General features: G+C 65.9%; 23 protein-coding genes and 2 pseudogenes. 19 read left to right on the forward strand and 6 right to left on the reverse strand.

Annotated elements, in window-relative coordinates; all coding sequences use genetic code 11:
* The first annotated feature begins 55 nt into the window (after positions 1-55).
* The 4 genes from adh (at position 56) to AU072_RS26530 (ending at position 2,956) form a co-directional block, all read left to right on the forward strand.
* Complete coding sequence (gene adh, locus AU072_RS26515) at positions 56-1,579, forward strand: aldehyde dehydrogenase (RefSeq protein ID WP_064416523.1); 1,524 nt, start codon at positions 56-58, stop codon at positions 1,577-1,579.
* Between the two features lie 119 nt (positions 1,580-1,698).
* Complete coding sequence (locus tag AU072_RS26520; protein WP_064416524.1) at positions 1,699-2,163, forward strand: DUF779 domain-containing protein; 465 nt, start codon at positions 1,699-1,701, stop codon at positions 2,161-2,163.
* Between the two features lie 36 nt (positions 2,164-2,199).
* Positions 2,200-2,478: a putative holin gene (locus AU072_RS26525; protein ID WP_064351265.1), complete on the forward strand. Its 279-nt coding sequence runs from the start codon at positions 2,200-2,202 to the stop codon at positions 2,476-2,478.
* Positions 2,471-2,956 carry a hypothetical protein gene (locus AU072_RS26530; protein ID WP_064416525.1) on the forward strand — a complete coding sequence of 162 codons (486 nt, stop codon included), beginning with the start codon at positions 2,471-2,473 and terminating at the stop codon, positions 2,954-2,956. Before AU072_RS26525 ends, AU072_RS26530 begins: the two co-directional genes overlap by 8 nt.
* An 8-nt stretch (positions 2,957-2,964) precedes the next feature.
* On the opposite strand, the gene AU072_RS26535 is transcribed toward AU072_RS26530, so the two are convergent.
* Entirely contained in the window at positions 2,965-3,645 is a 681-nt protein-coding gene (locus AU072_RS26535; protein WP_235629814.1) for a TetR/AcrR family transcriptional regulator, read from the reverse strand.
* Positions 3,646-3,833: 188 nt separating this feature from the next.
* Here AU072_RS26535 and AU072_RS26540 point away from each other — a divergent pair, with 188 nt between their 5' ends.
* Genes AU072_RS26540 through AU072_RS26555 form a run of 4 tightly spaced genes read left to right on the forward strand, consistent with a single transcriptional unit; the run spans position 3,834 to position 8,877 of the window.
* Positions 3,834-4,253, forward strand: coding sequence for an MmpS family transport accessory protein (locus AU072_RS26540; protein WP_064416526.1), 420 nt, complete (start codon positions 3,834-3,836; stop codon positions 4,251-4,253).
* Entirely contained in the window at positions 4,250-7,162 is a 2,913-nt protein-coding gene (locus AU072_RS26545) for an MMPL/RND family transporter (protein WP_064416527.1), read from the forward strand. The genes AU072_RS26540 and AU072_RS26545 overlap by 4 nt, the downstream gene beginning before the upstream one ends.
* A gap of 9 nt (positions 7,163-7,171) precedes the next feature.
* Positions 7,172-8,566 (forward strand): dihydrolipoyl dehydrogenase, encoded by a 1,395-nt coding sequence (gene lpdA / locus AU072_RS26550; RefSeq protein ID WP_064416528.1) that lies wholly within the window; start codon positions 7,172-7,174, stop codon positions 8,564-8,566.
* A 20-nt stretch (positions 8,567-8,586) separates the two neighbouring features.
* Positions 8,587-8,877, forward strand: coding sequence for a hypothetical protein (locus AU072_RS26555; protein WP_082680703.1), 291 nt, complete (start codon positions 8,587-8,589; stop codon positions 8,875-8,877).
* Here the strand turns inward: AU072_RS26555 and AU072_RS26560 are convergent.
* Together AU072_RS26560 and ramB are read right to left on the reverse strand one after the other, a co-directional pair.
* Positions 8,874-9,425: a carboxymuconolactone decarboxylase family protein gene (locus AU072_RS26560; RefSeq protein ID WP_064416529.1), complete on the reverse strand. Its 552-nt coding sequence runs from the start codon at positions 9,423-9,425 to the stop codon at positions 8,874-8,876. The two genes, AU072_RS26555 and AU072_RS26560, sit on opposite strands and share 4 nt — an antisense overlap.
* Positions 9,426-9,453: 28 nt before the next feature.
* Positions 9,454-10,881, reverse strand: coding sequence for an acetate metabolism transcriptional regulator RamB (ramB, locus tag AU072_RS26565; protein WP_064416530.1), 1,428 nt, complete (start codon positions 10,879-10,881; stop codon positions 9,454-9,456).
* Between the two features lie 131 nt (positions 10,882-11,012).
* Here ramB and AU072_RS26570 point away from each other — a divergent pair, with 131 nt between their 5' ends.
* The 3 genes and pseudogenes from AU072_RS26570 to AU072_RS26580 form a co-directional block, all read left to right on the forward strand.
* Positions 11,013-11,789 (forward strand): acyl-[acyl-carrier-protein] thioesterase, encoded by a 777-nt coding sequence (locus AU072_RS26570; RefSeq protein WP_064416659.1) that lies wholly within the window; start codon positions 11,013-11,015, stop codon positions 11,787-11,789.
* Positions 11,790-12,056: 267 nt separating this feature from the next.
* Positions 12,057-13,343 (forward strand): isocitrate lyase, encoded by a 1,287-nt coding sequence (aceA, locus tag AU072_RS26575; protein ID WP_064416531.1) that lies wholly within the window; start codon positions 12,057-12,059, stop codon positions 13,341-13,343.
* An 82-nt stretch (positions 13,344-13,425) separates the two neighbouring features.
* Positions 13,426-14,301, forward strand: a pseudogene (locus tag AU072_RS26580) (3-hydroxybutyryl-CoA dehydrogenase); the annotation flags it as partial.
* Between the two features lie 16 nt (positions 14,302-14,317).
* Here the strand turns inward: AU072_RS26580 and AU072_RS26585 are convergent.
* The 3 genes and pseudogenes from AU072_RS26585 to AU072_RS26595 all read right to left on the reverse strand — a co-directional run bounded on the left by AU072_RS26585 (position 14,318) and on the right by AU072_RS26595 (position 16,811).
* A pseudogene (locus tag AU072_RS26585) lies at positions 14,318-15,157 on the reverse strand (endonuclease domain-containing protein).
* 95 nt (positions 15,158-15,252) lie between these two features.
* The gene (locus tag AU072_RS26590) at positions 15,253-16,107 is read right to left on the reverse strand and encodes a polyphosphate kinase 2 family protein (protein WP_064416533.1); all 855 of its coding nucleotides are present in this window, start codon (positions 16,105-16,107) and stop codon (positions 15,253-15,255) included.
* Positions 16,104-16,811, reverse strand: a complete 708-nt coding sequence (locus AU072_RS26595; protein WP_064416534.1) for a TetR/AcrR family transcriptional regulator — start codon at positions 16,809-16,811, stop codon at positions 16,104-16,106. Before AU072_RS26595 ends, AU072_RS26590 begins: the two co-directional genes overlap by 4 nt.
* Before the next feature lie 103 nt (positions 16,812-16,914).
* Here AU072_RS26595 and AU072_RS26600 point away from each other — a divergent pair, with 103 nt between their 5' ends.
* The 8 genes from AU072_RS26600 to AU072_RS26635 all read left to right on the forward strand — a co-directional run bounded on the left by AU072_RS26600 (position 16,915) and on the right by AU072_RS26635 (position 22,908).
* Entirely contained in the window at positions 16,915-18,255 is a 1,341-nt protein-coding gene (locus tag AU072_RS26600; protein ID WP_064416535.1) for a DUF445 domain-containing protein, read from the forward strand.
* 89 nt (positions 18,256-18,344) lie between these two features.
* On the forward strand, positions 18,345-18,773 hold the full coding sequence (locus AU072_RS26605) for a helix-turn-helix domain-containing protein (protein ID WP_064416536.1): 429 nt from the start codon (positions 18,345-18,347) through the stop codon (positions 18,771-18,773).
* 57 nt (positions 18,774-18,830) lie between these two features.
* The gene (locus AU072_RS26610) at positions 18,831-19,463 is read left to right on the forward strand and encodes a hypothetical protein (RefSeq protein ID WP_064416537.1); all 633 of its coding nucleotides are present in this window, start codon (positions 18,831-18,833) and stop codon (positions 19,461-19,463) included.
* A 66-nt stretch (positions 19,464-19,529) separates the two neighbouring features.
* The gene (locus tag AU072_RS26615; protein WP_064351279.1) at positions 19,530-19,814 is read left to right on the forward strand and encodes a DUF2516 family protein; all 285 of its coding nucleotides are present in this window, start codon (positions 19,530-19,532) and stop codon (positions 19,812-19,814) included.
* Positions 19,814-20,248, forward strand: a complete 435-nt coding sequence (locus AU072_RS26620) for a DUF2599 domain-containing protein (protein ID WP_407937629.1) — start codon at positions 19,814-19,816, stop codon at positions 20,246-20,248. The genes AU072_RS26615 and AU072_RS26620 overlap by 1 nt, the downstream gene beginning before the upstream one ends.
* Positions 20,248-20,940: a deoxyribose-phosphate aldolase gene (gene deoC, locus AU072_RS26625; protein WP_064416538.1), complete on the forward strand. Its 693-nt coding sequence runs from the start codon at positions 20,248-20,250 to the stop codon at positions 20,938-20,940. The genes AU072_RS26620 and deoC overlap by 1 nt, the downstream gene beginning before the upstream one ends.
* A 101-nt stretch (positions 20,941-21,041) precedes the next feature.
* Entirely contained in the window at positions 21,042-21,338 is a 297-nt protein-coding gene (locus AU072_RS27815; protein WP_407937630.1) for a hypothetical protein, read from the forward strand.
* A complete protein-coding gene (locus tag AU072_RS26635; RefSeq protein WP_064416540.1) occupies positions 21,280-22,908 on the forward strand; it encodes a S53 family peptidase in 1,629 nt (542 codons plus the stop codon). Before AU072_RS27815 ends, AU072_RS26635 begins: the two co-directional genes overlap by 59 nt.
* Positions 22,909-22,959 lie beyond the last annotated feature (51 nt).

Raw genomic sequence — 22,959 nt, forward strand, 5'->3', positions numbered from 1 at the left:
CCGACGGCGCCCGGCTGTCACAGGTCTCGCCAGATGTCTCAACGAGGAGGACACGATGACCGTTTACGCCCGCCCGGGTGCCGCCGATGCCCTGATGTCGTTCGAGTCGCGCTACGGCAATTTCATCGGGGGAGAGTGGGTGGCGCCGGCCTCCGGTGAGTACTTCGAGAACCCGACGCCGGTGACGGGCCAGCCGTTCTGCGAGGTCGCGCGCTCCAACGAGACCGATATCGAGGCGGCGCTGGACGCCGCACACGGCGCGGCCACCGCATGGGGCAAGACAGCCGCGGGGGAGCGCGCCGTCATCCTCAACAAGATCGCCGACCGCATCGAGGCCAATCTCGAATCCCTGGCGCTCGCGGAATCATGGGACAACGGCAAACCCATCCGCGAGACACTGAACGCCGACCTGCCACTGGCCGTCGACCACTTCCGCTACTTCGCGGGAGCGATCCGGGCGCAGGAGGGTTCGCTGTCCCAGATCGACGACGACACCGTCGCCTATCACTTCCACGAACCGCTCGGCGTGGTCGGGCAGATCATCCCGTGGAACTTCCCGATCCTGATGGCGACGTGGAAGCTGGCCCCCGCGTTGGCCGCCGGTAACGCCGTCGTGCTCAAACCGGCCGAGCAGACGCCGGCGTCGATCCTGTATCTGATGAGCCTGATCGGCGACCTACTGCCCGCAGGTGTGCTCAACGTCGTCAACGGCTTCGGGTTCGAGGCCGGCAAGCCGCTGGCGTCGAGCAACCGCATCGCCAAGATCGCGTTCACCGGCGAGACCACCACCGGCCGGCTGATCATGCAGTACGCCTCGCAGAACCTCATCCCCGTCACGCTCGAGCTCGGCGGCAAGAGCCCCAACATCTTCTTCTCCGACGTGATGGCCGCCGCTGACGACTACCAGGACAAGGCGCTCGAAGGGTTCACGATGTTCGCCCTCAACCAGGGCGAGGTGTGCACATGTCCGTCGCGCAGCCTGATCCAGGCCGACATCTACGACGAGTTCCTGGAACTGGCCGCGATCCGCACCAAGGCCGTGCGGCAGGGCGATCCGCTGGACACCGAGACCATGATCGGATCGCAGGCCTCCAACGACCAGCTCGAAAAGGTGTTGTCCTACATCGCGATCGGTAAAGACGAAGGTGCCCGCGTCGTCACCGGCGGCGAGCGCGCCGAACTCGGCGGCGACCTGTCCGGCGGCTACTACGTCCAGCCGACGATCTTCGAGGGCAACAACAAGATGCGGATCTTCCAGGAGGAGATCTTCGGGCCCGTCGTCGCGGTCACCTCGTTCACCGATTACGACGACGCGATCTCCATCGCCAACGACACCCTGTACGGGTTGGGCGCCGGCGTGTGGAGTCGCGACGGCAACACCGCCTACCGTGCCGGTCGCGACATCAAGGCGGGCCGAGTGTGGACGAACTGCTACCACGCGTATCCGGCGCATGCGGCGTTCGGCGGTTACAAGCAGTCCGGTATCGGCCGCGAGAACCACAGGATGATGCTCGACCACTACCAGCAGACGAAGAACCTGCTGGTGTCCTACAGCGACAAGGCGCAGGGTTTCTTCTGATCATGCCTCGGCGCGAACGTGGGTTACCCGCACACCAAACTGAACTTTCACGTGCGGGTAACCCACGTTCGGCGCACTCGGCGCCACCGCACTCGGCGCACTCGCCGCCGCATCGGGCATTGATCACCACGGCCGCGGCCGAGTTGTTGGCCAAGTTGCAGGACAAGCACGGCGCGCTGATGTTTCACCAGTCCGGCGGCTGCTGCGACGGGTCCTCGCCGATGTGCTACCCCGAGGGAGAATTCATCGTGGGCGACCGCGACGTGCTTCTGGCAATCCTCGACGTCGGCGGCGGGGTGCCGGTGTGGATCTCCGGTTCGCAGTTCGAGGCGTGGAAGCACACCCAACTCGTGATCGACGTCGTCGAAGGCCGCGGCGGGGGCTTCAGCGTCGAAGCGCCCGAAGGGGTGCGATTCCTGAGCCGAGGGCGGGCGTTCACGGAGGAAGAGATGCAGGCACTGGCCGCCACGCCGCCTGCGACCGGGGCGGAATTTGCGCGGGGTATTCGACCGCCGCCGTCTGTATCGCACATCGTCGGTAATCCAATCGATGCCTGTCCGATACCTGACGCGCCGGGCGGGTGAGCGGGCCGAAGGCGCTGTCCGCGTAGCCTTTCAGGCGTGATACCGCTTCCCCGTGCATGGGTACTGACCAGCGCGTTGCTGGTCGGTACGGCAGTGGGGCTGATCCTGGGGGTCGCCGCCACGCTGGTGGTTGACGCCCCCATCCGTCCCGACGTCGTCGTCGCGCTCGTCGTCGGCGTACCTGCCGCGCTCGGCATGCTGGCGATCCTGGTGTCGGGTCGGCGGTGGGTGACGACTGCCGGTGCCTTCCTGCTCGGCGTTGCGCCCGGCTGGTTCGGCGTGCTGGTGGCGATCCAGGCGGTGCACGGTGCCTGAGACCACCGAGACGCTGCCCGGCGATCCGACGGAGCCCTACACCCCGACGTTCACCACGGGTGAGTTCCAGGCAGTGGTCGGGACGACGGCCGTCGCCGAACACCCGTCCGAGCCAGTACCTGTCCCGGCGCAGCCCGTGGTGGTTCCCGGCAACTACCAGTACCTCAAACGCTGGATGTTCGTGCTCGTCGTCGCGGGGGTCTGGCTGATCGCCGCGGTGGCGGGATGGGGTCTGTACCACTGGTGGTACCACTCGATGGACAAGACGGCGCCGGTCTTCGTCGCGCTGGTCTTCGGGGTCACGTCGACGGTGGCGGGCCTGCTCCTTGCGATGGTGCCGGATCGGCCACCGGTGTCCGCGCTTGCGATCGCGGTGATCTCCGCGCCGTTCGGAGCGGTCGCGGGTGCAGCGGTCCTGCACGGTCTGTACTTCTGCGAGTGGGCCGCTCGGTGTTTTGCGGGGGTCATCCCCTACTGACCCGCGCTTCAGCGGCCGCCAGTCGGCTCCCACGTCCGCATCGCCGCCTCGAGGCCCTGATCGTCCAGCGCGCGCACGGGCAACGGTTCGTTGTCGGCGTGGGAACGCATACCGTCCAACAGAATTCCGACGTAGCGACGCCACAGGTCGGTGTTCACGTGTCCGGCGAACTCGCTGACCATACCGGCGAGCAGGCTGAGCAGAGGCAGGTCGGTATGGGAGATGTCCGACCGTAGGCGGCCGTCGTTCTGCGCTCGCTCGACGACCTGCACGGCGACCGGGTGAAGACGTTCCTGTGCCGCCACCACGCGCTCACCGCCATAGGCTTTGCTGAACGCGATTTCGCGCAAGCCCCGGTCGGTAGCGGTCATGGCGCACAGCTGCTCGACGAACCACACGAAGCCGTCCCACGGATCGTCATGCTGCAGCGCGGTCTCGGCCAAGGCGGTCATCTGGTCTAGACCGTCGACGAATATCGCCTCAAGCAGTTCGTCTTTGGTGGCGAACCGCCGGTACACCGTTCCCACTCCCACCCCTGCATGCCGGGCGACGTCATTGAGGTTGGGATCCAAGCCTTTTGCGGCGAACAACTCCCGGGCCGCTTGCAGAACGCGGGTGCGGTTGCGTTCAGCGTCTTTGCGCAGCGGGCGGTGGTCGAGCCCCCGCGACTCCATCTCACCCACGTCCATCGGCCGAGTGTAATGCGCTCCACAGAAAAGCGGATTGACCTTGTCCGCTTCGTTCGTTAGCTTGGCTGAGCATCGCGCCCCTTGAGCCCGGGGTCGTCACAACGCCGGAAGGCCCGCACATTGACTCCCGTCGATCGAGTTCACGCACTACTGGTACGCGCTGGTGCCGACCCGTTGGCGCTGCGGTCATGAAGCTTCTCACGCGTCTCTGGCTCCCGACCATGATCGTGATCGCCGTATCCGCGGGCGTGCTCGCCGTGTCGAACTTCCGGGGTGTCTTCGGTGCCGAGCCCGCCCTGAAGACTCCGATCGGTGCCGACACCGCGGAGAAGTTCATCCCGAAGGTCGTGACCTACGAGGTGTTCGGTTCGGGCACCGCCGTGGTCAACTACCTGGACCTGGACGGCAAGCCTGTGCGCGCGGGAAGCGTGAGCCTGCCGTGGTCGCTGACGTTGCAGACCACAGCGCCGTCGGTAGCACCGAACGTCATCGCCCAGACCGACGGCCAGTCCATCGGCTGCCGGATCACCGTGGACGACGAGCTCAAGGATGAGAAGACGGCTCAGGGTGTGAACGCTCAGACCTTTTGTCTGGTGAAATCCGCATGAGCACATCGGTCGACGACGCGCCGACGAACCCCAGCCCGATCGCCCGGCCGAAACGTCCGTGGCTTCCGCGGTTGATCCGCCTTTTCGCTCTGCCGATCATCGTGGGTTGGGTCGTCATCATCGGCTTCCTCAACACCGCGGTGCCGCAGCTGGAAGTGGTCGGCAAGCAGCGCGCGGTGTCGATGAGCCCGCAGGATGCGCCGTCGATGATCGCGATGAAGCGCGTCGGCACCACGTTCGAGGAATACGACACCAGCAGCTCGGTCATGGTCGTGCTCGAGGGCGAGAAGAAGCTGGGCGTCGAAGCGCTCGAGTTCTACGAACAGATGGTGCGTGACCTGCGCGCCGACACCGCACACGTGCAGTATGTGCAGGATCTGTGGTCCGACTCGTTCACCGCGGCGGGCGCCCAAAGCGTCGACGGTAAGGCCGCCTACACCCAGGTGTACATCGCCGGCGATCAGGGCGAGAGATTGGCCAACGAGTCGGTGCGCGCCGTGCGCGACATCGTCGCCAAACACCCGACACCCCCCGGTGTCGGGGTTTACGTCACCGGGGCCGCGGCGACGACGACGGACCAGAACGCCGTCGGCGACAAGAGCATGCGGACCATCGAGTTGCTCACGTTCGGCGTCATCGTCGTCATGCTGTTGGTGATCTACCGGTCCGTCGCCACGACACTGGTGCTGCTCAGCATGCTGGCGATGGGCCTGCTGGGCGCGCGCGGGTTGATCTCATTTTTGGGCTACCACAACGTCTTTGGCCTGACGACCTTCGCCACGAACCTGGTGGTCACCTTGACCATCGCCACCGCGGTCGACTACGGAATCTTCCTGGTCGGCCGGTACCAGGAGGCACGCCGATCCGGTGAGGACCGAGAATCGGCGTACTACACGATGTTTCACGGAACCGCCCACGTCGTGGCGGCGTCCGGGTTGACCATCGCGGGAGCCACCTTCTGCCTGAACTTCACCCGACTGCCCTACTTCCAGAGCATGGGCTATCCGATGGGCGCGGCGATGGTGTTCGGCATCGTGGTGGCCTTGACGTTCGGTCCCGCGCTGATCTCGGTGGTCAGCCGGTTCGGCCGCATTCTCGAACCCAGGACCCAGTCCTCGGCCCGGGCGTGGCGGCGGATCGGCACCTCGACCGTCCGCTGGCCGGGTGCGTTCGTGGTGGTGGCTGTCGCGGCGTGCCTGGTCGGCTTGCTCGCGCTGCCCAGCTACCACACGAGCTACAACGACCGGCTGTATCTGCCCGACGACATCTCGGCCAACATCGGTTACGCGGCCGCGACCCGGCACTTCTCCGAGGCCCGGATGAACCCGGATGTGCTGATGGTCGAGACCGACCGGGACCTGCGCAACCCGGCGGGGTTCCTGATGATCGACAAGATCGCGAAGGCCCTGGCCAAGGTTGAGGGAATCGCCCAGGTGCAGGCCATCACCCGACCCGACGGCAAACCGATCGAACACACGACGATCCCCTACATGATCGGCCAGCAGGGCGTCGGCCAGCTGATGTCCAACGACTACCAACAGGGCGTCATCGACAACATCATGGCCCAGGCCGACGAGATGGCGCACACCATCGAGTCGATGGAGAAGATGAACGCGATCACCCGCGAGCTGTCGGTGGTGTCGCGAAGTATGGCCGACAAGATGACCGACACCTCGCTGACGGTGCAGGAAGTGCGCGACAACATCGCCAATTTCGATGACTTCTTCCGCCCGATGCGCAACTACTTCTACTGGGAGCCACACTGTTTCAACATCCCGGTCTGCTGGTCGCTGCGTTCCATCTTCAATAGCCTCGACGGCATCTCGACCATGTCCGACGACTTCCAGGCCATGGTTCCTGACATCAACCGGATGGCCGACCTGACGCTGGAGATGACCGCGGTGATGCCCGGGATGATTCAGTCGATGAAGAACCAGCGCCAGATGATGCTGAACCAATATCAGGTCCAGAAGGCGCAGCAGGACCAGACCATGGAACAGCAGGAGGACAGCGCGGCGATGGGGGAGGCGTTCGACGAAGCCCTCAACGACGATTCCTTCTACGTCCCGCCGGAAGCGTTCACCAACGCCGACTTCATCCGCGGTATGGACCTGATGATGTCGCCGGACGGACACGCCGTCCGGTTCACGATCATCCACCAGGGCGATCCGCTGACCGAGGAAGGCATTTCGCGGATCGAACCGCTCAAGAAGGCCGCGGCCGCGGCGATCAAGGGCACACCGCTGGAAGGGTCGTGGATCTACGTCGGCGGCGCCGCGGCGATGTTCGACGACATGCAGCAGGGCGCCGACTACGACCTGCTGATCGCGGTCACGGCGGCGCTCCTGCTGATCCTCGTCATCATGATGGTCATCACCCGAGCGCTGGTCGCCGCCCTGGTCATCGTCGGAACCGTGGCGCTCAGCCTGGGCACCGCATTCGGGATGTCAGTGGTGCTGTGGCAGCACATCGTCGGCATCCCCCTGCACTGGATGGTCCTGCCGATGGCGATCATCGTGCTGGTGGCCGTCGGCGCGGACTACAACCTGCTGCTGGTGTCGAGGATGAAGGAGGAAGTGCACGCGGGGCTGCGCACCGGCACCATCCGCGCCATGGCAGGCAGCGGTCCCGTCGTCACGGCCGCCGGGCTGGTGTTCGCCTTCACCATGGCCACGATGGCGGTCAGCGACCTGATCGTCATCGGCCAGGTCGGCACCACCATCGCCCTGGGCCTGATGTTCGACACGTTCGTGATCAGGGGATTGATGACGCCGTCGGTGGCCACGCTGCTCGGACGATGGTTCTGGTGGCCGCTGCAGGTGCGTCAACGTCCGCGCCCGGCGCCGTGGCCCCAGCCGATCCAACGCGATCCCGCAGGACATGGCGGACCGTTCGCCGACGCCCATTAGTGTGGGGGCGTGACCCACTATGACGTCGTCGTTCTCGGAGCAGGTCCCGGCGGGTACGTCGCGGCCATCCGTGCCGCGCAGCTCGGACTGAACACCGCCATCGTCGAACCCAAGTACTGGGGCGGCGTCTGCCTCAACGTCGGGTGCATCCCGTCCAAGGCGCTGCTGCGCAATGCCGAGCTCGCGCACATCTTCACCAAGGAAGCCAAGCAGTTCGGCATCAACGGGGAGGCGACGTTCGACTACGGCGCCGCCTTCGACCGCAGCCGCAAGATCGCCGACGGCCGCGTCGCCGGTGTGCACTATCTGATGAAGAAGAACAAGATCACCGAGATCCACGGCTACGGCAAGTTCAAAGACGATCACACGCTCGAGGTCGACCTGAACGAAGGCGGCACCGAGACGGTCGAATTCGACAACATCATCATCGCCACCGGCAGCAGCACCCGTCTGGTTCCCGGCACGTCGCTGTCCGAAAACGTGGTCACCTACGAAGAACTCATCATGACGCGCGAGCTGCCGTCCTCGATCGTCATCGCCGGCGCCGGTGCCATCGGCATGGAGTTCGGCTACGTGATGAAGAACTACGGCGTCGACGTCACGATCGTCGAGTTCCTGCCCCGCGCGCTGCCCAACGAGGACGCCGAGGTCTCCAAGGAGATCGAGAAGCAGTTCAAGAAACTGGGCGTCAAGGTGTTGACCGGAACCAAGGTGGAATCGATCAAAGACAGCGGTGACGAGGTCACCGTGTCCGTGAGCAAGGACGGCAAGTCGGAGGACATAAAGGCCGAAAAGGTGCTCCAGGCAATCGGTTTCGCGCCCAACCTGGAGGGCTACGGGCTGGACAACACGGGCGTCGGGATCACCGAGCGCAAAGCGATCGACATCGACGACTACATGCGCACCAGCGTGCCGCACATCTACGCGATCGGCGACGTGACCGGTAAGTTGCAGTTGGCGCACGTGGCCGAGGCGCAGGGTGTCATCGCCGCCGAAACCATCGCCGGCGCAGAGACTCTGCCGCTCGGGGACTACCGGATGCTGCCGCGGGCGACGTTCTGTCAGCCGCAGGTCGCCAGCTTCGGGCTCACCGAGGAGCAGGCCCGCGAAGAGGGTTACGACGTCAAGGTCGCCAAGTTCCCGTTCACCGCCAACGCCAAGGCGCACGGTGCGGGCGATCCCAGCGGCTTCGTCAAGCTGATCGCCGACGGCAAGTACGGCGAGTTGATCGGCGGCCACCTGATCGGCCACGACGTCTCCGAACTGCTGCCCGAGCTGACGCTGGCCCAGAAGTGGGACCTCACCGCAACCGAACTCGCGCGCAACGTGCACACGCACCCGACCATGTCCGAAGCCCTGCAGGAATGCTTCCACGGGCTGCTCGGCCACATGATCAACTTCTGAGCCGGGGTCGACACAGCAGCGTGGTCCAGACATCCAGCACGGCGAGGGCATTGTGGGTCGCCGGCATCGGCGGCTTGGTGATCGGCCATATCCTCTGGCTGGCCGGAATCTCCTTCGCCACCTCGACGTCGAACGTCAGCACCTGGGTGCTCGTGGTGGCCGCGGTGTCGTTCGTCGTGGGCGGCGCGGTCGGCTGGCTGGGCTGGCGGGCGTATCAGCGCAGGAGCGAGGTGTGGGCGGCGTTCCTGTGCGCGCTGCCGGTCTCCCCGGTGCTGCTGTCGCTGATCGTGCTGGGGATCACGTACCTCTAGTCCGGAAAGTCCAGCGGCACTTTCAAAGTGGTGATCGTTGCCGCCAGCCCGTCGTACTGCGCGGCCAGCATGCAGAACTCGATCAGCTGCGGTTTGGTCAGGTGCCGCGTCAACACGGCCCACGTCTCGGGTGAGACGCCGCGGGTCACGACGAACTCGTCGGTGGCGGTGATCAGCGCGCGCTGGCGGTCGGTCAACCCGTCGGCGTCGGGGCCCTCGAAGATCTTCTTCTGGACGTCCGGGCCGATCCCGCGGGTACGGGCCAGGCGGCGGTGCTGCTGCAGTTCGTACTCGCAGTCGCGCAGATGCCCCACGCGCAGGATGACGGTCTCGGCGTCCTGCACCGACAGTTTACTCAGCATGCCGAGCAGCACGCCGCTGTACGGCAACCACGCCAGGAACAGAAGCCGGTGTTGGCCAAGCACATTGAAGAGGCTGAACCGGGGCGCCCTGATCGCGCGGGCGCCGAGCTTGGCGATGGCCCAGTTCACCGGGCCGAGTTCCTTGAATCCACCTGGCGCGATACGTGCCGACTCGGGTGCGCTCATCACAGCGAGTCTACGTGTGGACCTGTCATCAGGGTCGACGTACCAGGTAGGGCGAGACGGTGCTGCGGTGCTCGTTGATGTCGAGGGCACGGCCGAGCGCGGGGAAGGCGCGTTGCGGGCAATTGTCGCGTTCGCATACCCGGCAACCGGCGCCGATCGGCGTCGACACCTCCCCGGACAGGTCGAGCCCCTCCGAATACACCAGGCGATGCGCGTGGCGCAGCTCGCAGCCCAGGCCGATCGCGAACGTCTTACCGGGCTGGCCGTAGCGCTGCGCGCGCCGCTCGACGGTGCGGGCCACCCACAGGTAGTTGCGCCCGTCGGGCATCTGAGCGACCTGCACCAAGATCTTGCCGGGGTTGGCGAACGTCTCGTAGACGTTCCAGAGCGGGCAGGTTCCTCCGCTGGAGGAGAAGTGGAAACCGGTGGCGGACTGGCGCTTTGACATGTTGCCGGCGCGATCGACACGTACGAAGGACAGCGGCACACCGCGCATCGACGGCCGCTGCAGTGTCGACAGCCGGTGGGCGATCGTCTCGTAGCTCACCGAGTAGAACCCTGAGAGCCGCTCGACGTCGTAGCGGAAGTTCTCCGCGACATCGTGAAACTGCGCGTACGGCAACACCATTGCGGCGGCGAAGTAGTTGGCCAGGCCCAGTCGCGCCAGCCGCGTCGACTCGTCGCTGGTGAACTTGCCCTCGTCGACGAGCTTGTCGATGAGGCCGCCGAATTCCAGATACGCCAGTTCGACGGCCATCTTGAACACGGTCTGCCCGGACGAGAGATGGTTGTTGAGCTCGAGGGTCTTCCTCTCGGGGTCGTAGCGGTGCAAAACCGATTCCCCGAGGTCCATGCGGTGCACGATGCGCACGCCGTGCACCATCGTCAGTCGGTCCGACAGTTGGCGCGCGAGCTCCGAGCGGTGCATCCGCATGCGGGTGGTGAGGTCTTCGGCCGCGGTATCGAGTTCGTGCAGATAGTTCTGGCGGTCGTAGAAGTAGTCGCGTACCTCCTCGTGCGGCATGGTGATCGCGCCCGAACCCGAACTGAAGCCGCCGCCTGCGGCGAACCTGTCCTCGGTGGCCGCCGCCAGCCGGGTGGTGGTCAGCTGGTAGCGCCGGTGCAGGTTGACCATCGCGCGGGCCAGATTGGGGTGCGCGGCCACCATATCCGCGATTTCGGCCAGATCGACGTCGATATCGAGGTCACGGTCGAGGGTGACTTCGCGAAGCTCCGCGACCAGACGGGTGTCGTCCTCGGAGGCGAAGAATGTCGCGTCGACCCCGAACACCTCGGTGATGCGCAGCAGGACGGCCACGGTCAGCGGCCGCACGTCGTGCTCGATCTGGTTGAGGTAGCTCGGCGAGATGTCGAGCATCTGGGCGAGCGCCGCCTGGCTGAACCCGCGCTCGCTGCGAAGTTGCCGAACCCGTGAGCCGACAAACGTTTTCGCCACGTCAACCAGCGTAGCAACGATGCAAAGGTTGTCTTCGCATTGTTGGCAGATCGGCCGCTGTGGCAGGATCGGCGGGCGTGAGTACGAAGCGGGGATCGGGCGCGAGCTCAGCGCACGGGCTGGCCAAGACCATGATGCCCGTCCCTGACCCGCACCCCGACGTCTTCGACATCGAATGGCCGCTGCGGGTCGCCGACGTGGACCGCGAAGGCCGGCTCAAATTCGACGCCGCGACGCGTCACATCCAGGACATCGGATCCGACCAGCTGCGCCAACTGGGTTTCCAGGAGACCCATCCGCTGTGGATCGTGCGCCGCACGATGATCGACATGATTCGCCCGATCGAGTTCCAAGACATCCTGCGGTTGCGCCGTTGGTGTTCGGGCACGTCGAACCGGTGGTGCGAGATGCGGGTACGCATCGACGGGCGAAAGGGCGGCCTGATCGAATCCGAGGCGTTCTGGATCAACATCAATCGCGAGACGCAGGGACCGGCGCGCATATCCGATGACTTCCTCGAGGGGTTGCGGCGCACGACCGACGTCGACCGGCTGCGGTGGAAGGCCTACCTGTCGGCCGGCAGCCGCGAGGACGCCGACGAGATCCGCGAGTTTCCCACACGGGTCAGCGACATCGACATCTTCGACCACATGAACAACGCGGTGTACTGGTCGGTGATCGAGGACTACCTGCACCACCATCCCGAGTTGGCGCGGTACCCGTTGCGCGCGACGATCGAACACGACGCCGCGGTGGCCCTTGGCGACAAGATGGAGATCCTCAGCCACACCTATCCGCCGGGTTCGACGGACAAATTCGGCCCGGAGCTGACGGACCGTACTGTTACAACGCTCACATATGCGGTCGGCGACGAGGCCAAGGCCGTCGCATCGATCTTCAATCTCTGATCATCGCCCGTTTAACAGTACGGGCGTACTGACCTGCGACTATCCGCTACTCCTCGGTAACTTCTGAACCGGTCAAGCGGTCGCTGTTCTTCGCAAAATTTGCAAACTCCGGCCGTGGGTTGGCGAAAGTTGGCATTCGAAACGGCTGGACCTGCGCTAATGGACTGAGGCATTCTCGTAGTAGCCAAACCGCAAAACCGTTTGGGCGTTAACAAGCCGGGTATGCCGGCCGCGCCGCAGCGATAGTGAACAGATCGAAGGAGCGCCATGTCAACCGTGGGCAAGCCGAAGAGCGCCGAGGAAATCCAGCGCGACTGGGACACCAATCCCCGCTGGAAGAACGTGACCCGCGACTACTCCGCAGCCGACGTCGTCGCGCTGCAGGGCACCGTCGTCGAGGAGTCCACGCTGGCCAAGCGCGGGGCGGAGATCCTGTGGAACCAGCTGCACGACATGGAGTTCGTCAACGCGCTCGGCGCGCTGACCGGCAACATGGCCGTCCAGCAGGTCCGCGCCGGGTTGAAGGCCATCTACCTGTCCGGCTGGCAGGTCGCCGGTGACGCGAACCTGTCCGGCCACACGTATCCCGACCAGAGCCTGTACCCGGCCAACTCGGTGCCGCAGGTGGTGCGGCGCATCAACAACGCGCTGCTGCGCGCCGACGAGATCGCCAAGGTCGAGGGCGACACCTCGGTGGAGAACTGGCTGGTGCCGATCGTCGCCGACGGTGAGGCCGGCTTCGGCGGCGCGCTCAACGTCTACGAGCTGCAGAAGGCGATGATCGCCGCCGGTGTCGCGGGTTCGCACTGGGAGGATCAGCTGGCGTCGGAGAAGAAGTGCGGCCACCTCGGCGGCAAGGTGCTGATCCCGACCCAGCAGCACATCCGCACCCTGACTTCGGCGCGCCTGGCCGCCGACGTCGCCGATGTCCCGACCGTGGTGATCGCCCGCACCGACGCCGAGGCGGCGACCTTGATCACCTCCGACGTCGACGAGCGCGACCAGCCGTTCATCACCGGTGAGCGGACCAAGGAAGGCTTCTACCGCGTGAAGAACGGCATCGAGCCGTGCATCGCGCGCGCCAAGGCGTACGCGCCGTACGCCGACCTGATCTGGATGGAGACCGGCACCCCCGATCTCGAGCTCGCCAAGAAGTTCGCCGAGGGCGTGCAGGCCGAGTTCCCGGACCAGATGCTGGCCTACAACTGCTCGCCGTCCTTCAACTGGAAGAAGCACCTCGACGACGCGACGATCGCGAAGTTCCAGAAGGAGCTGGGCGCGATGGGCTTCAAGTTCCAGTTCATCACCCTGGCCGGCTTCCACGCGCTGAACTACTCGATGTTCGACCTGGCTTACGGCTACGCCCGCAACCAGATGTCGGCCTACGTCGAGCTGCAGGAGCGCGAGTTCGCCGCCGAGGAGCGCGGTTACACGGCGACCAAGCACCAGCGTGAGGTCGGCGCCGGCTACTTCGACCGGATCGCCACGACGGTGGACCCGAACAGCTCGACCACCGCGCTGAAGGGTTCGACCGAAGAGGGTCAGTTCCACTGATCGCCGCACCAGACCAAGCCCAGTAGGCTCACGAGGCCCAACGGCTTGTCATCAGGCCCCGTCCTTATATTGGGCGGGGCCTGATGTTGTGGAGAGGACACAAGTGAGCATTGAGCGAGTCGGCGTGGTCGGCGCCGGGCAGATGGGCAGCGGTATCGCGGAAGTCGCCGCGAAAGCCGGCGCCAACGTCATCGTCTACGAGCCGTCCGAGGAACTCGTCGAGGCGGGGCGCAAGCGGATCACCGGATCGTTGGAGCGGGCGGCCGACAAGGGCAAGCTCTCCGAGAGTGACCGCGACGCCACCTTGGCGCGGTTGTCCTACACCACCACCGTGGCCGACCTGGCCGACCGTCAGCTCGTGATCGAGGCCGTCGTCGAAGACGAGACGGTCAAGGGCAAGATCTTCGCACAGCTCGACGAGATCATCACCGACCCCGATGCGGTCCTCGCGTCCAACACGTCGAGCATCCCGATCATGAAAATCGCTGCGGCAACGAAGAATCCGAGCCGGGTACTGGGCCTGCACTTCTTCAACCCGGTGCCCGTGCTGCCGCTGGTCGAACTCGTCAACACGCTGGTGACCTCGGAGGAGGCGCTCGCACGGACCGAACAGTTCGCCGGCGAGGTGCTCGGCAAGCAGGTGGTGCGATGCAGCGACCGCTCCGGGTTCGTCGTCAATGCGCTGCTGGTGCCCTACCTGCTCTCGGCGATCCGGATGGTGGAGGCGGGCGTCGCCACGGTCGAGGACGTCGACAAGGCGATCGTGGCCGGGCTCTCGCATCCGATGGGGCCGCTGCGGCTTTCGGATCTGATTGGCCTGGACACCATGAAGCTGATCGCGGACTCGATGTTCGACGAACTCAAGGATCCGCATTACGCCCCGCCGCCGCTGCTGCTGCGGATGGTCGAGGCGGGTCAGCTCGGCAAGAAGTCAGGCCAGGGCTTCTACAGCTACTAGCGCCGAGCGCACACCATCAAACGGGGCAGCCGCGGCTCCTGAGCGCCTCGCATACCCGGCGCACTATCTCTGCTCGTCGACACCGTAGGTGACGCGCGCTGACCCGCACGATGAGCCAGCCTTGCGCCGCCAAGAACTCCAGCCGTTCGATGTCGCCGGCGTGAATGTCGGGACTCGTCCAATGCTGCACTCCGTCGTACTCGACGCCCACTTTCGGATGGCGCCAGCCCATATCGATTCGGCGATTGCCAACGCGAATCTGCGTGGCCGGGCGAGGCAACCCGGCACGGACGAGCAGCAGGCGAAGCTCGGTCTCTTTCGGCGATTCCGCGCCGCCATCGACGAGATCCAACGTCGCGCGCAGTTCACGGATGCCCCGTGCGCCGGGATAGCGGTTCGCGATGCCCTGCACTTCGGCGATGGTGCACCCGGTCGCGTTGAGCACGGCGTCGATTCGCATGATCCCCAGATCCCCCGGCACGCGCCGGCCTAGGTCATAAGCCGTGCGAGCGGGTGTCGTACAGTCGAAACCACCTCGCAGGCAGACCTCGTCATCGGCGAGCGTCCCACTGTAGATGACGATTGCGCGCGGAGATCGATGCCGTATACGTGCCAGTTCCGCCGGTCTGTCGGGCGGTAGTCAGCGAGTTCCGAACATCGCCGCGGCCGAATGGCCGAATAGTGTCGCTTGTCCGCGAGACCAGAGCCAAGCTGCGACGGCGCGGTCTTTCGCGTCGAGTTCCATTCCCGTCGGCGCGTATACGTTGTGGTGCACCTTGAAGTATTTGGTGCGCAGGTCGTGACGTGTCACGATGCCAGCCGTGAGTGCGTCGCTGCCCACGATGAGACGGTCCATATCCAGTTAGATGCGCCAAGCCCCCAAACGGTTCCACGAGACTGCGGTTTATGACAGGAATCGGCCGAAATTCGTCAGAAACCGCAGTCTCGGCGCTAAGACGAGAGGAGCCGCTTGCGCTCGGCCTCGACATCGAAATCGGCAGGCGGATACGACAAGTCAAGACCCTCGAGCGCTCCGATCAGCAGTTCGGTGACGGCCAGCCGTCCGTACCATCGCCGATCGCAGGGCACCACATGCCATGGCGCATAGTCCGTCGACGTGCGGTCCAGGACCGCCTGGTAAGCCTCCTGATACCGGGGCCACTCGAGCCGCTCGTCGATGTCGCCCGGGTTGTACTTCCAGTATTTCGTGGGGTCGTCGAGGCGTTCCAGTAGCTGCTTTTTCTGCTCCTCGAGCGAGATGAACATCGCGACCTTCACCAGAGTCGTTCCCCCATCGACGAGTTCGCGCTCGAAGGCGTTGATCTCGTCGTAGCGCGCCCCCCACACCTCCGGCGGCACCAGGTTGTGCACTCGAACGATCAGCACATCCTCATAATGCGACCGGTCGAAGACGCCGATGTGTCCCGGCGGCGGCAATGCGCGCCTGATGCGCCACAGGAAGTGGTGCGCCAACTCCTCCGACGTCGGCTTGCCGAACGCGGTGTAGCGCACGCCCATCGGATTGACGGCGCCGACAACATGTTTGACGATCCCACCCTTGCCCGCGGCATCCATGCCCTGTAGCACCAGCAGGACCGAGCGGGCGTCGTCACGGCCCTTGGAACTGGCGTAGAGCATCTCCTGCAGTTCGGCGAGGCGGCTGCTGCGGGCCGCTTGCACCGGTGCCGCGTCAGCCTTGGAGCCGTCGAAACCCGGTGTCGCAGAAGTGTTCAGATCGGCCACCTTGTCGCCGTGCCGATACCGCACCGCGTCGGCGATGGCCGAGGTGGCCGGGTCCGAGCTCACTGGTCGACTTGCGTCGGCGGCAGCACCGGCGACGGGTGTGGCCGGCTACGGAACGCCTCGAGTGAGCCGCCCACTTCGACGATGCCGCACAACGCATTCCACGACAGCATGGTCAGGTAGTCGATCAGCTCGTCGGAGCTCATGCGCCGATTCGACATCCACGAGTGCGTGGCCAGCTGGACACCGCCGACGGTGTGGTAAGCCCACGGCTCGACACCGCCGGTGTCCATTCCGGCCTCCTGCATCCGGCGTCGCAGCATCACCGCCAGCATGCGGGCGATGATCTGCTCGGACGTTGCGACCGCGCGGCTCCTGCTCGCCGAGTTGTTGGCCATCACAAACTGATAGGGCTCGGGTTCGGCGGCCACCGTCTCGACGTAGACCCGGATGACTTCGCGGGTCAGCTCGTAGCCGTCCAGGTTCGACGACAGCGCCGCGGCCATGTTGGGGATCAGTGTGGTCTGCGCGAACCGCATCATCACCGCGGTCGTGAGGTCGTTCTTGTCGACGAAGTAGCGATACAACACGGTCTTGGAGACGCCGATCTCGGCCGCGATCTCGTCCATGCTGACGCCGCTACCGAGGCGGCGGATCGCCTCCAGGGTGCCATCCACCAGCTCGTTGCGGCGCTCCACCTTGTGCTTGTGCCAACGCCGCTTGCGGCCGTCTGTTTTGACCGCGATCGCTTCGGACTGTTGTGCCACTATCCCCGTGATCCGTTCCGTAGTTCCCCTTGATAGTACGGCTGATCTTGACACCGCGGGTTGTCGGACCGAGGTGCCGCACGTCGTAGCGGATGATGGTGGAGTGGCACACAGACCGAGCGCCGGGCGAGGCGCCCCGGCGGCGACATCCGCTCCGCGGAGAAGCTTCGCCGAGTCCCTGGCCGGGGCGGATTCCGTCGGCGATGCGGAGCGCCGCCGCTCGCTGCGGCGCATGAAGGTCGTCGCGCTGAGCTTCCTCATCGGCGCCTCGGTCGTCTTCCTGGTCTGCACATGGGTCCAGTCCACCGGTGATGCGCCGGCCTGGGTGGGCTATGTGCGCGCTGCCGCCGAGGCCGGCATGGTCGGCGCGCTCGCGGACTGGTTCGCGGTCACCGCGCTGTTCAAACACCCGCTCGGCATCCCGATCCCGCACACCGCGATCATCAAGCGCAAGAAGGACCAACTCGGCGAGGGCCTCGGCACCTTCGTCCGCGAGAACTTCCTGTCTCCCGAAGTCGTGTCGGCCAAGCTGCGCAACGCCGAGGTGGCCGGGCGGCTGGGAAAGTGGCTCTCCGAACGCTCGCACGCCGAACGCGTTGCCGCCGAGACCGCCACGGTGCTGCGGGTTCTCGTGGAGATGCTGCGCGACGAGGATGTGCAGCAGGTGCTCGACCGGATGATCGTCAAGCGCATCGCCGAACCGCAGTGGGGTCCGCCGATCGGTCGCGTGCTGGCCACGCTGCTGGCCGAACACCGGCAGGAGGCCCTGTTGCAATTGCTGGCCGACCGCGCCTTCCAGTGGTCGCTGAACGCCGGGCCCGTGATCGACCGGGTGATCGAACGCGATTCGCCCACCTGGTCCCCCCGCTGGGTGGACCACCTCGTCGGCGACCGCATCCATCGCGAGTTGATGGACTTCACCGACAAGGTGCGCCGCAACCCGGACCACGAACTGCGGCGGTCGGCGACCCGGTTCCTGTTCGAGTTCGCCGACGACCTCCAGCACGATCAGGCGACCATCGATCGCGCCGAGAACGTCAAGGAACAGGTCATGGCCCGCGACGAAGTCACCCGCGCGGCGGAGACGGCCTGGACGGCGGCCAAGCGCATCCTGTTCGAGTCGGTCGACGACCCCTCATCGACGCTGCGCACGCGGATCGCGGACTCCGTGATGCTCATCGGGGAGTCGTTGCGCGACGACGCCGACCTGCGCGACAAGGTGGACAACTGGATCATCCGGGCGGCCCAGCACCTGGTCGCCCAGTACGGGGTGGAGATCACCGCGATCATCACCGAAACCATCGAGCGGTGGGACGCCGACGAGGCCAGCCGCCGCATCGAACTCCACGTCGGACGCGATCTGCAATTCATCCGGATCAACGGAACCGTGGTCGGCGCGCTGGCGGGCCTGGTCATCTATTCCGTAGCCCAACTTATATTCTGACCTGCGCTAACGAGTGCTTGCAAAAGTTAGCACTCCGTCGTACGGTAGGGCTGTCGCTTATTGGATACCCGACGCGTGGAGGGCTTCGTATGTCGCAGGATGACAATCTTGCCGTCGTCGTGTCCAACGCTGCGCAGACCGCCGCCCAGGACATCGGCACCTTCATCCGGACGCAGCGCGAGGCCGCCCAGGTATCCGTACGACAGTTGGCCGAGAAGGCCGGCGTCAGCAATCCCTACCTCAGCCAGATCGAGCGGGGATTGCGCAAACCCTCCGCCGACGTGCTCAACCAGATCGCCAAGGCGTTGCGCTTGTCGGCGGAGGTGCTCTACGTGCGGGCCGGGATTCTCGAGCCCAGCGAAAAGAGCGAGGTGCGCGACGCCATCGTCAACGACACGGCGATCACCGAGCGGCAGAAGCAGGTGCTGCTCGACATCTACACCTCGTTCTGTCAGCAGAACGAGGCCGAAGTTGACGAAGCAGGTAGCGACACAGAACAGGAGTCGTCGACTGAATAGAGACTCCACCTTCTGAACAGAACGCAAGCCAACGACAAACTTTGAGAAAGGAACACCATGGCCAAGAACACCCCCGCCAAGAACCAGCCCACCCCCGACGACCTCAAGGCGCCGTTGCTCGCCGCCGTCGGTGCCGCCGACCTCGCGCTCGAGCGGGTCAACGAGATCGTCGCCGCCCTTCGTGAGCGCGCCGACGACGCCCGCACCGACTCGCGTAGCCGCGTCGAGGAGACCCGCGCGCGGATCGACCGGCTGCAGGAGGACCTGCCGACGCAGTTCGGTGAGCTGCGCGACCGTCTGAGCTCCGACGAGCTGCGCAAGTTCGCCGAGACCTACGCCGAGGCGGCGCAGACCACCTACAACAAGCTCGTCGAGCGCGGCGAGGCCGCACTCGAGCGCCTGCGCAGCCAGTCCGGCTTCAGCGAGGCCGCCGGCCGCGTCGAGGGCTACACCGACCAGGCCGTCGAGCTGACCCAGGAGGCGCTGGGCAACGTGGCCGCGCAGACCCGCGCCGTGGGTGAGCGTGCCGCCAAGCTGGTCGGCGTCGAGCTGCCGAAGAAGGCAGACAAGGGTGCCGCGCCGGTGAAGAACACCGCCAAGAAGGCTCCGGCCAAGACCCCGGCGAAGAAGACCCCGGCCAAGAAGGCCCCCGCCAAGAAGGCTGCGGCCAAGAAGGTCACCCAGAAGTAAGGACTCGACAGCGGGTCTGAAGGCCCAAAGTCGACCGAGGGGACGTAACCCGCTTAGTCTTGAAGCGTGCAGCTCCAAGGCTTGGTGGGTTACGTCCTCTTCTTTTTGCAGATCGCCGTGCTCGCGACGACGGTGTACGCGTTCGTTCATGCGGCGATGCAACGGCCAGACGCTTATCCGGCCGCCGACAAACTGACCAAGCCGGTCTGGTTGGTCATCCTCGGGGTCGCCGGGCTGCTGGCGCTAGTGCTCGGTTCCGTGCTGGGGCCCGCCATCGCAGCCGTCGCGGCCGGCGTCTACCTGGTCGACGTCCGACCCAAGCTGCTCGAGGTCCAGGGGAAGTCCCGGTAGTGCATCGCCTCGTCGCGGTCGTCATCATGGCGGCCGGCCTCATCGTGCCCGCGCTGGCCGGCCCCGTGGCGTCGGCGAATCCGGCGCAGCCTGCCAACCCGACCGTTCCTGCCCCGCCGCTCGTCGATCACGTCGAATGGGCCAAGTGGGGCGACCTGTCGAGTCTGCGGGTGTATCCGACCGCGGCCGGACGGCAGGCCTCCGGGCTGTCCGCCCCCGCTCAGGGCGAGGCGGCCTGGGCCGAGGTGTTGACGCTCGCGCCCGATGCGGACATCCCGGGTATGAAGCCGCAATTCGTCTGTCACTGGGAATTCGCCGAGTACTACCAACCCGGCAAGGTCAGTTGGAATCTCGAGCCGTGGCGTCCCGAGGTCTCCTACGAGGAGATGGTGGAGACCGGCTGCAACCCCGGCGGTACCGAAGAGCCGTTCTGATGAATCGCAGCTACCGACGCGACGAGGTCGCAGGACTGGTCGATCACACACTGCTCAAGCCCGAGGCGACCGAGGCCGACGTCGCGGCGGTCGCCGAGGAGGCTGCGGCGCTCGGGGTTTACGCGGTCTGCGTGTCGCCGTCGATGGTTTCGGTCGCCAGACGGTCGGGTTCGCCCTCGCAGGTGGTGTGTGCGGTGGTCGGATTCCCCTCGGGCAAGCATCTTTCGGCGATCAAAGCCTCCGAGGCGCGGCTCGCGGTCGAAGACGGCGCCGGCGAGATCGACATGGTGATCGATGTGGGGGCGGCGCTGCACGGGGACCTCGCGGCGGTGCGCGCCGATGTCGAGGCGGTGCGTGCCGAGATCGGTGCCCGCGCAACACTGAAAGTGATCGTCGAGTCCGCCGCGCTTCTACTGCTCGGTGACGAGCAGACCTTGCTCGGCACCTGCCGGGCCGCGGCGGATGCGGGCGCCGATTTCATCAAGACCTCCACGGGATTTCATCCCGCAGGCGGGGCGTCGGTGCGCGGAGTGGAATTGATGGCGACGGTGGGGCCACAGGTCAAGGCCAGTGGCGGTATCCGGACCGCCGATGACGCGATCGCGATGCTCAACGCCGGTGCCACCCGACTGGGACTGTCGGGAACGCGGGCGGTACTCGAGGGCTTCCCGAAAGCCGACCGCCGACAGTAATTTACGCCGCTAACCGATATTTGCCGTATAGTGACGTCCGCCCCCGACGGCTGGAACCATCGCCATCTGCGCACACGGGAAACCGTGGATAGGATCTGATCATGATGACTCAAAGCGGTTTGCTACGTCGAACGCTGGCCGGAGCGGGGGTGACCGCGGTGCTGGCGATGGGTGCATTCACCGCCGGCTGCTCCAGCGAAGAGGGACAGGCGCCCGAGACGTCGACAACGACGACGACAACGACCACCACCACTACGGCGCCGCCTCCTCCCGCCACGCCGACGGAGAAGGCGCCGCGCATCGATCCCAATGAGCCGAACCCGTTCTCGCCCACCGTTCATGCGCCGCCTGCTCCCGGTCCGACGCCCGGTCGGCACCGCGGTCCTCACGGCCAGTAGGCCCGGGGTCGCGGCCGTCCTCACCGCCGCGCTGCTGATCGCGGCGTCGGGTGCGTGTGCATCGCGCACCCCGGCGGTGATCACCGGCGCCTATGCGGCATTGTTGGCGAGTTCGACAGACCTGGGCCCGTCACGTTCGGCGGACGCGCAAGTCACCGTCACGCTCGGCGCACCGGAACGCCCAGCCGCCTTGATGGGCTGGGCGGACGCCCGCGACCTCTGGGTGCGCTGGCGGCCCGGTGACGGATGGGCGATCGTCGAGGGGGCGGCCGGGGATCTCGCGCGGGCGTTCGGGATTCCGGTGCGCGACTACCGGACTCCGAAAGGCGAGGAGTTCTACGCTTCGCCCGAGCAGCCGGCGATACCGGCGGCACTGCGCGACGACGTCACCGCGGTCGGACGGGTGATGAGCTACACCCCGTACCGCATGAAGCGGCCCGACATCGTTCCCCTCGACGTGCCCAAGGGCGGGCTGACACCCGACGGATTGTTGTCGGCGTACAACGCCACGCCGTTGGCCGACGCCGGTTTCACCGGTGAGGGCGCAACGATCGTCATCTTCGCGTTCGACAGCGTCGAACAGGAGGACCTCGACCTGTTCGCCGACACATCCGGGTTACCGCGGTTCACACCCGAGATCGTGGGCGGCAAACCGTCCGAGGTGCACGGTGAGACGGCGATGGATCTGCAAGTGGCGCACGCGATTGCGCCCGATGCGCGGCTTGTGGTGGTCAACGCCAGGCCGACGGTCGAGGGTGACGGCACCTACGAGAAGCTCGGACGACTGTTCGAACAGGTCGACCGTGACTACCCCGGGGCCGTGTGGAGCCTGTCGATCGGATGGGGATGCGAGGCGTTCGTCACCGCGGCCGATCTGGCTCCGGTCGAGGCGGCCCTGATGGCCGCTCAGCGGCGCGGCACCACGGCGTTCGACGCCAGCGGGGACTCCGCCGGTCTGGAGTGCAAAGGCGGCGACCGCTGGTCGGCTCCGCCGGGACCGGACGACATCGGTGTCGACGCGGTCGCCTCGCTTCCCACGATGACGTCGGTCGGAGGCACGACGCTGTCGACAGGTACGCGCGGGCAGTGGCTGGCCGAACACGCGTGGGTGGATTCCCCACTGTCGCAGGGCAGTAGCGGCGGGGTGGCGAAGTTGTTCGCCCGGCCGGCGTGGCAGCAGAAATTGGACGTCGAGCGTGACACCGAGCGCCGCCGTCTGCTCCCCGACGTCTCCGCGGTCGCCGATCCCTTCACCGGTGTGCGGTTCATCTTCGGCCAGCGCGAGGTCGTCGGCGGCGGCACATCGCAATCGGCCCCGATCTGGGCGGCCCTCACCGTGCTGATGAACCAGTACCTGTTGGCCAACGGTGGGCGACAGGTCGGAAACCTCAATCCCGTGCTCTACCAAGTGGCCTCCGGGTCGCGTCTGCCCGGCTTCCGTGATGTGACCAAGGGCGGCAACGCCGTCGATCTGGCGTCGCCGGGGTACGACTTGGTGACGGGCCTCGGCAGCCCGAACACCGAGAACCTCGCGCGCAACATCCTCGACCTGCAGAAGACGTCGCGTTGACCGAAGCGTCACCGCGCCGCCGACGTCGGTGGCGAGATCCCCTGACGAGCT

The sequence above is a fragment of the Mycolicibacterium novocastrense genome, assembly GCF_001499835.1.
Classification (GTDB): Bacteria; Actinomycetota; Actinomycetes; order Mycobacteriales; family Mycobacteriaceae; genus Mycobacterium; species Mycobacterium novocastrense.

What these genes read in the sequence shown, in the direction of transcription:
- adh (WP_064416523.1), top strand. Translation starts at nt 56, where the DNA reads ATGACCGTTTACGCCCGCCCGGGTGCCGCCGATGCCCTGATGTCGTTC.
- AU072_RS26535 (WP_235629814.1), bottom strand. Translation starts at nt 3,645, where the DNA reads ATGGACGTGGGTGAGATGGAGTCGCGGGGGCTCGACCACCGCCCGCTG.
- AU072_RS26540 (WP_064416526.1), top strand. Translation starts at nt 3,834, where the DNA reads ATGAAGCTTCTCACGCGTCTCTGGCTCCCGACCATGATCGTGATCGCC.
- AU072_RS26545 (WP_064416527.1), top strand. Translation starts at nt 4,250, where the DNA reads ATGAGCACATCGGTCGACGACGCGCCGACGAACCCCAGCCCGATCGCC.
- AU072_RS26560 (WP_064416529.1), bottom strand. Translation starts at nt 9,425, where the DNA reads ATGAGCGCACCCGAGTCGGCACGTATCGCGCCAGGTGGATTCAAGGAA.
- AU072_RS26570 (WP_064416659.1), top strand. Translation starts at nt 11,013, where the DNA reads ATGATGCCCGTCCCTGACCCGCACCCCGACGTCTTCGACATCGAATGG.
- aceA (WP_064416531.1), top strand. Translation starts at nt 12,057, where the DNA reads ATGTCAACCGTGGGCAAGCCGAAGAGCGCCGAGGAAATCCAGCGCGAC.
- AU072_RS26605 (WP_064416536.1), top strand. Translation starts at nt 18,345, where the DNA reads ATGTCGCAGGATGACAATCTTGCCGTCGTCGTGTCCAACGCTGCGCAG.
- AU072_RS26610 (WP_064416537.1), top strand. Translation starts at nt 18,831, where the DNA reads ATGGCCAAGAACACCCCCGCCAAGAACCAGCCCACCCCCGACGACCTC.
- deoC (WP_064416538.1), top strand. Translation starts at nt 20,248, where the DNA reads ATGAATCGCAGCTACCGACGCGACGAGGTCGCAGGACTGGTCGATCAC.
- AU072_RS27815 (WP_407937630.1), top strand. Translation starts at nt 21,042, where the DNA reads ATGATGACTCAAAGCGGTTTGCTACGTCGAACGCTGGCCGGAGCGGGG.
- AU072_RS26635 (WP_064416540.1), top strand. Translation starts at nt 21,280, where the DNA reads ATGCGCCGCCTGCTCCCGGTCCGACGCCCGGTCGGCACCGCGGTCCTC.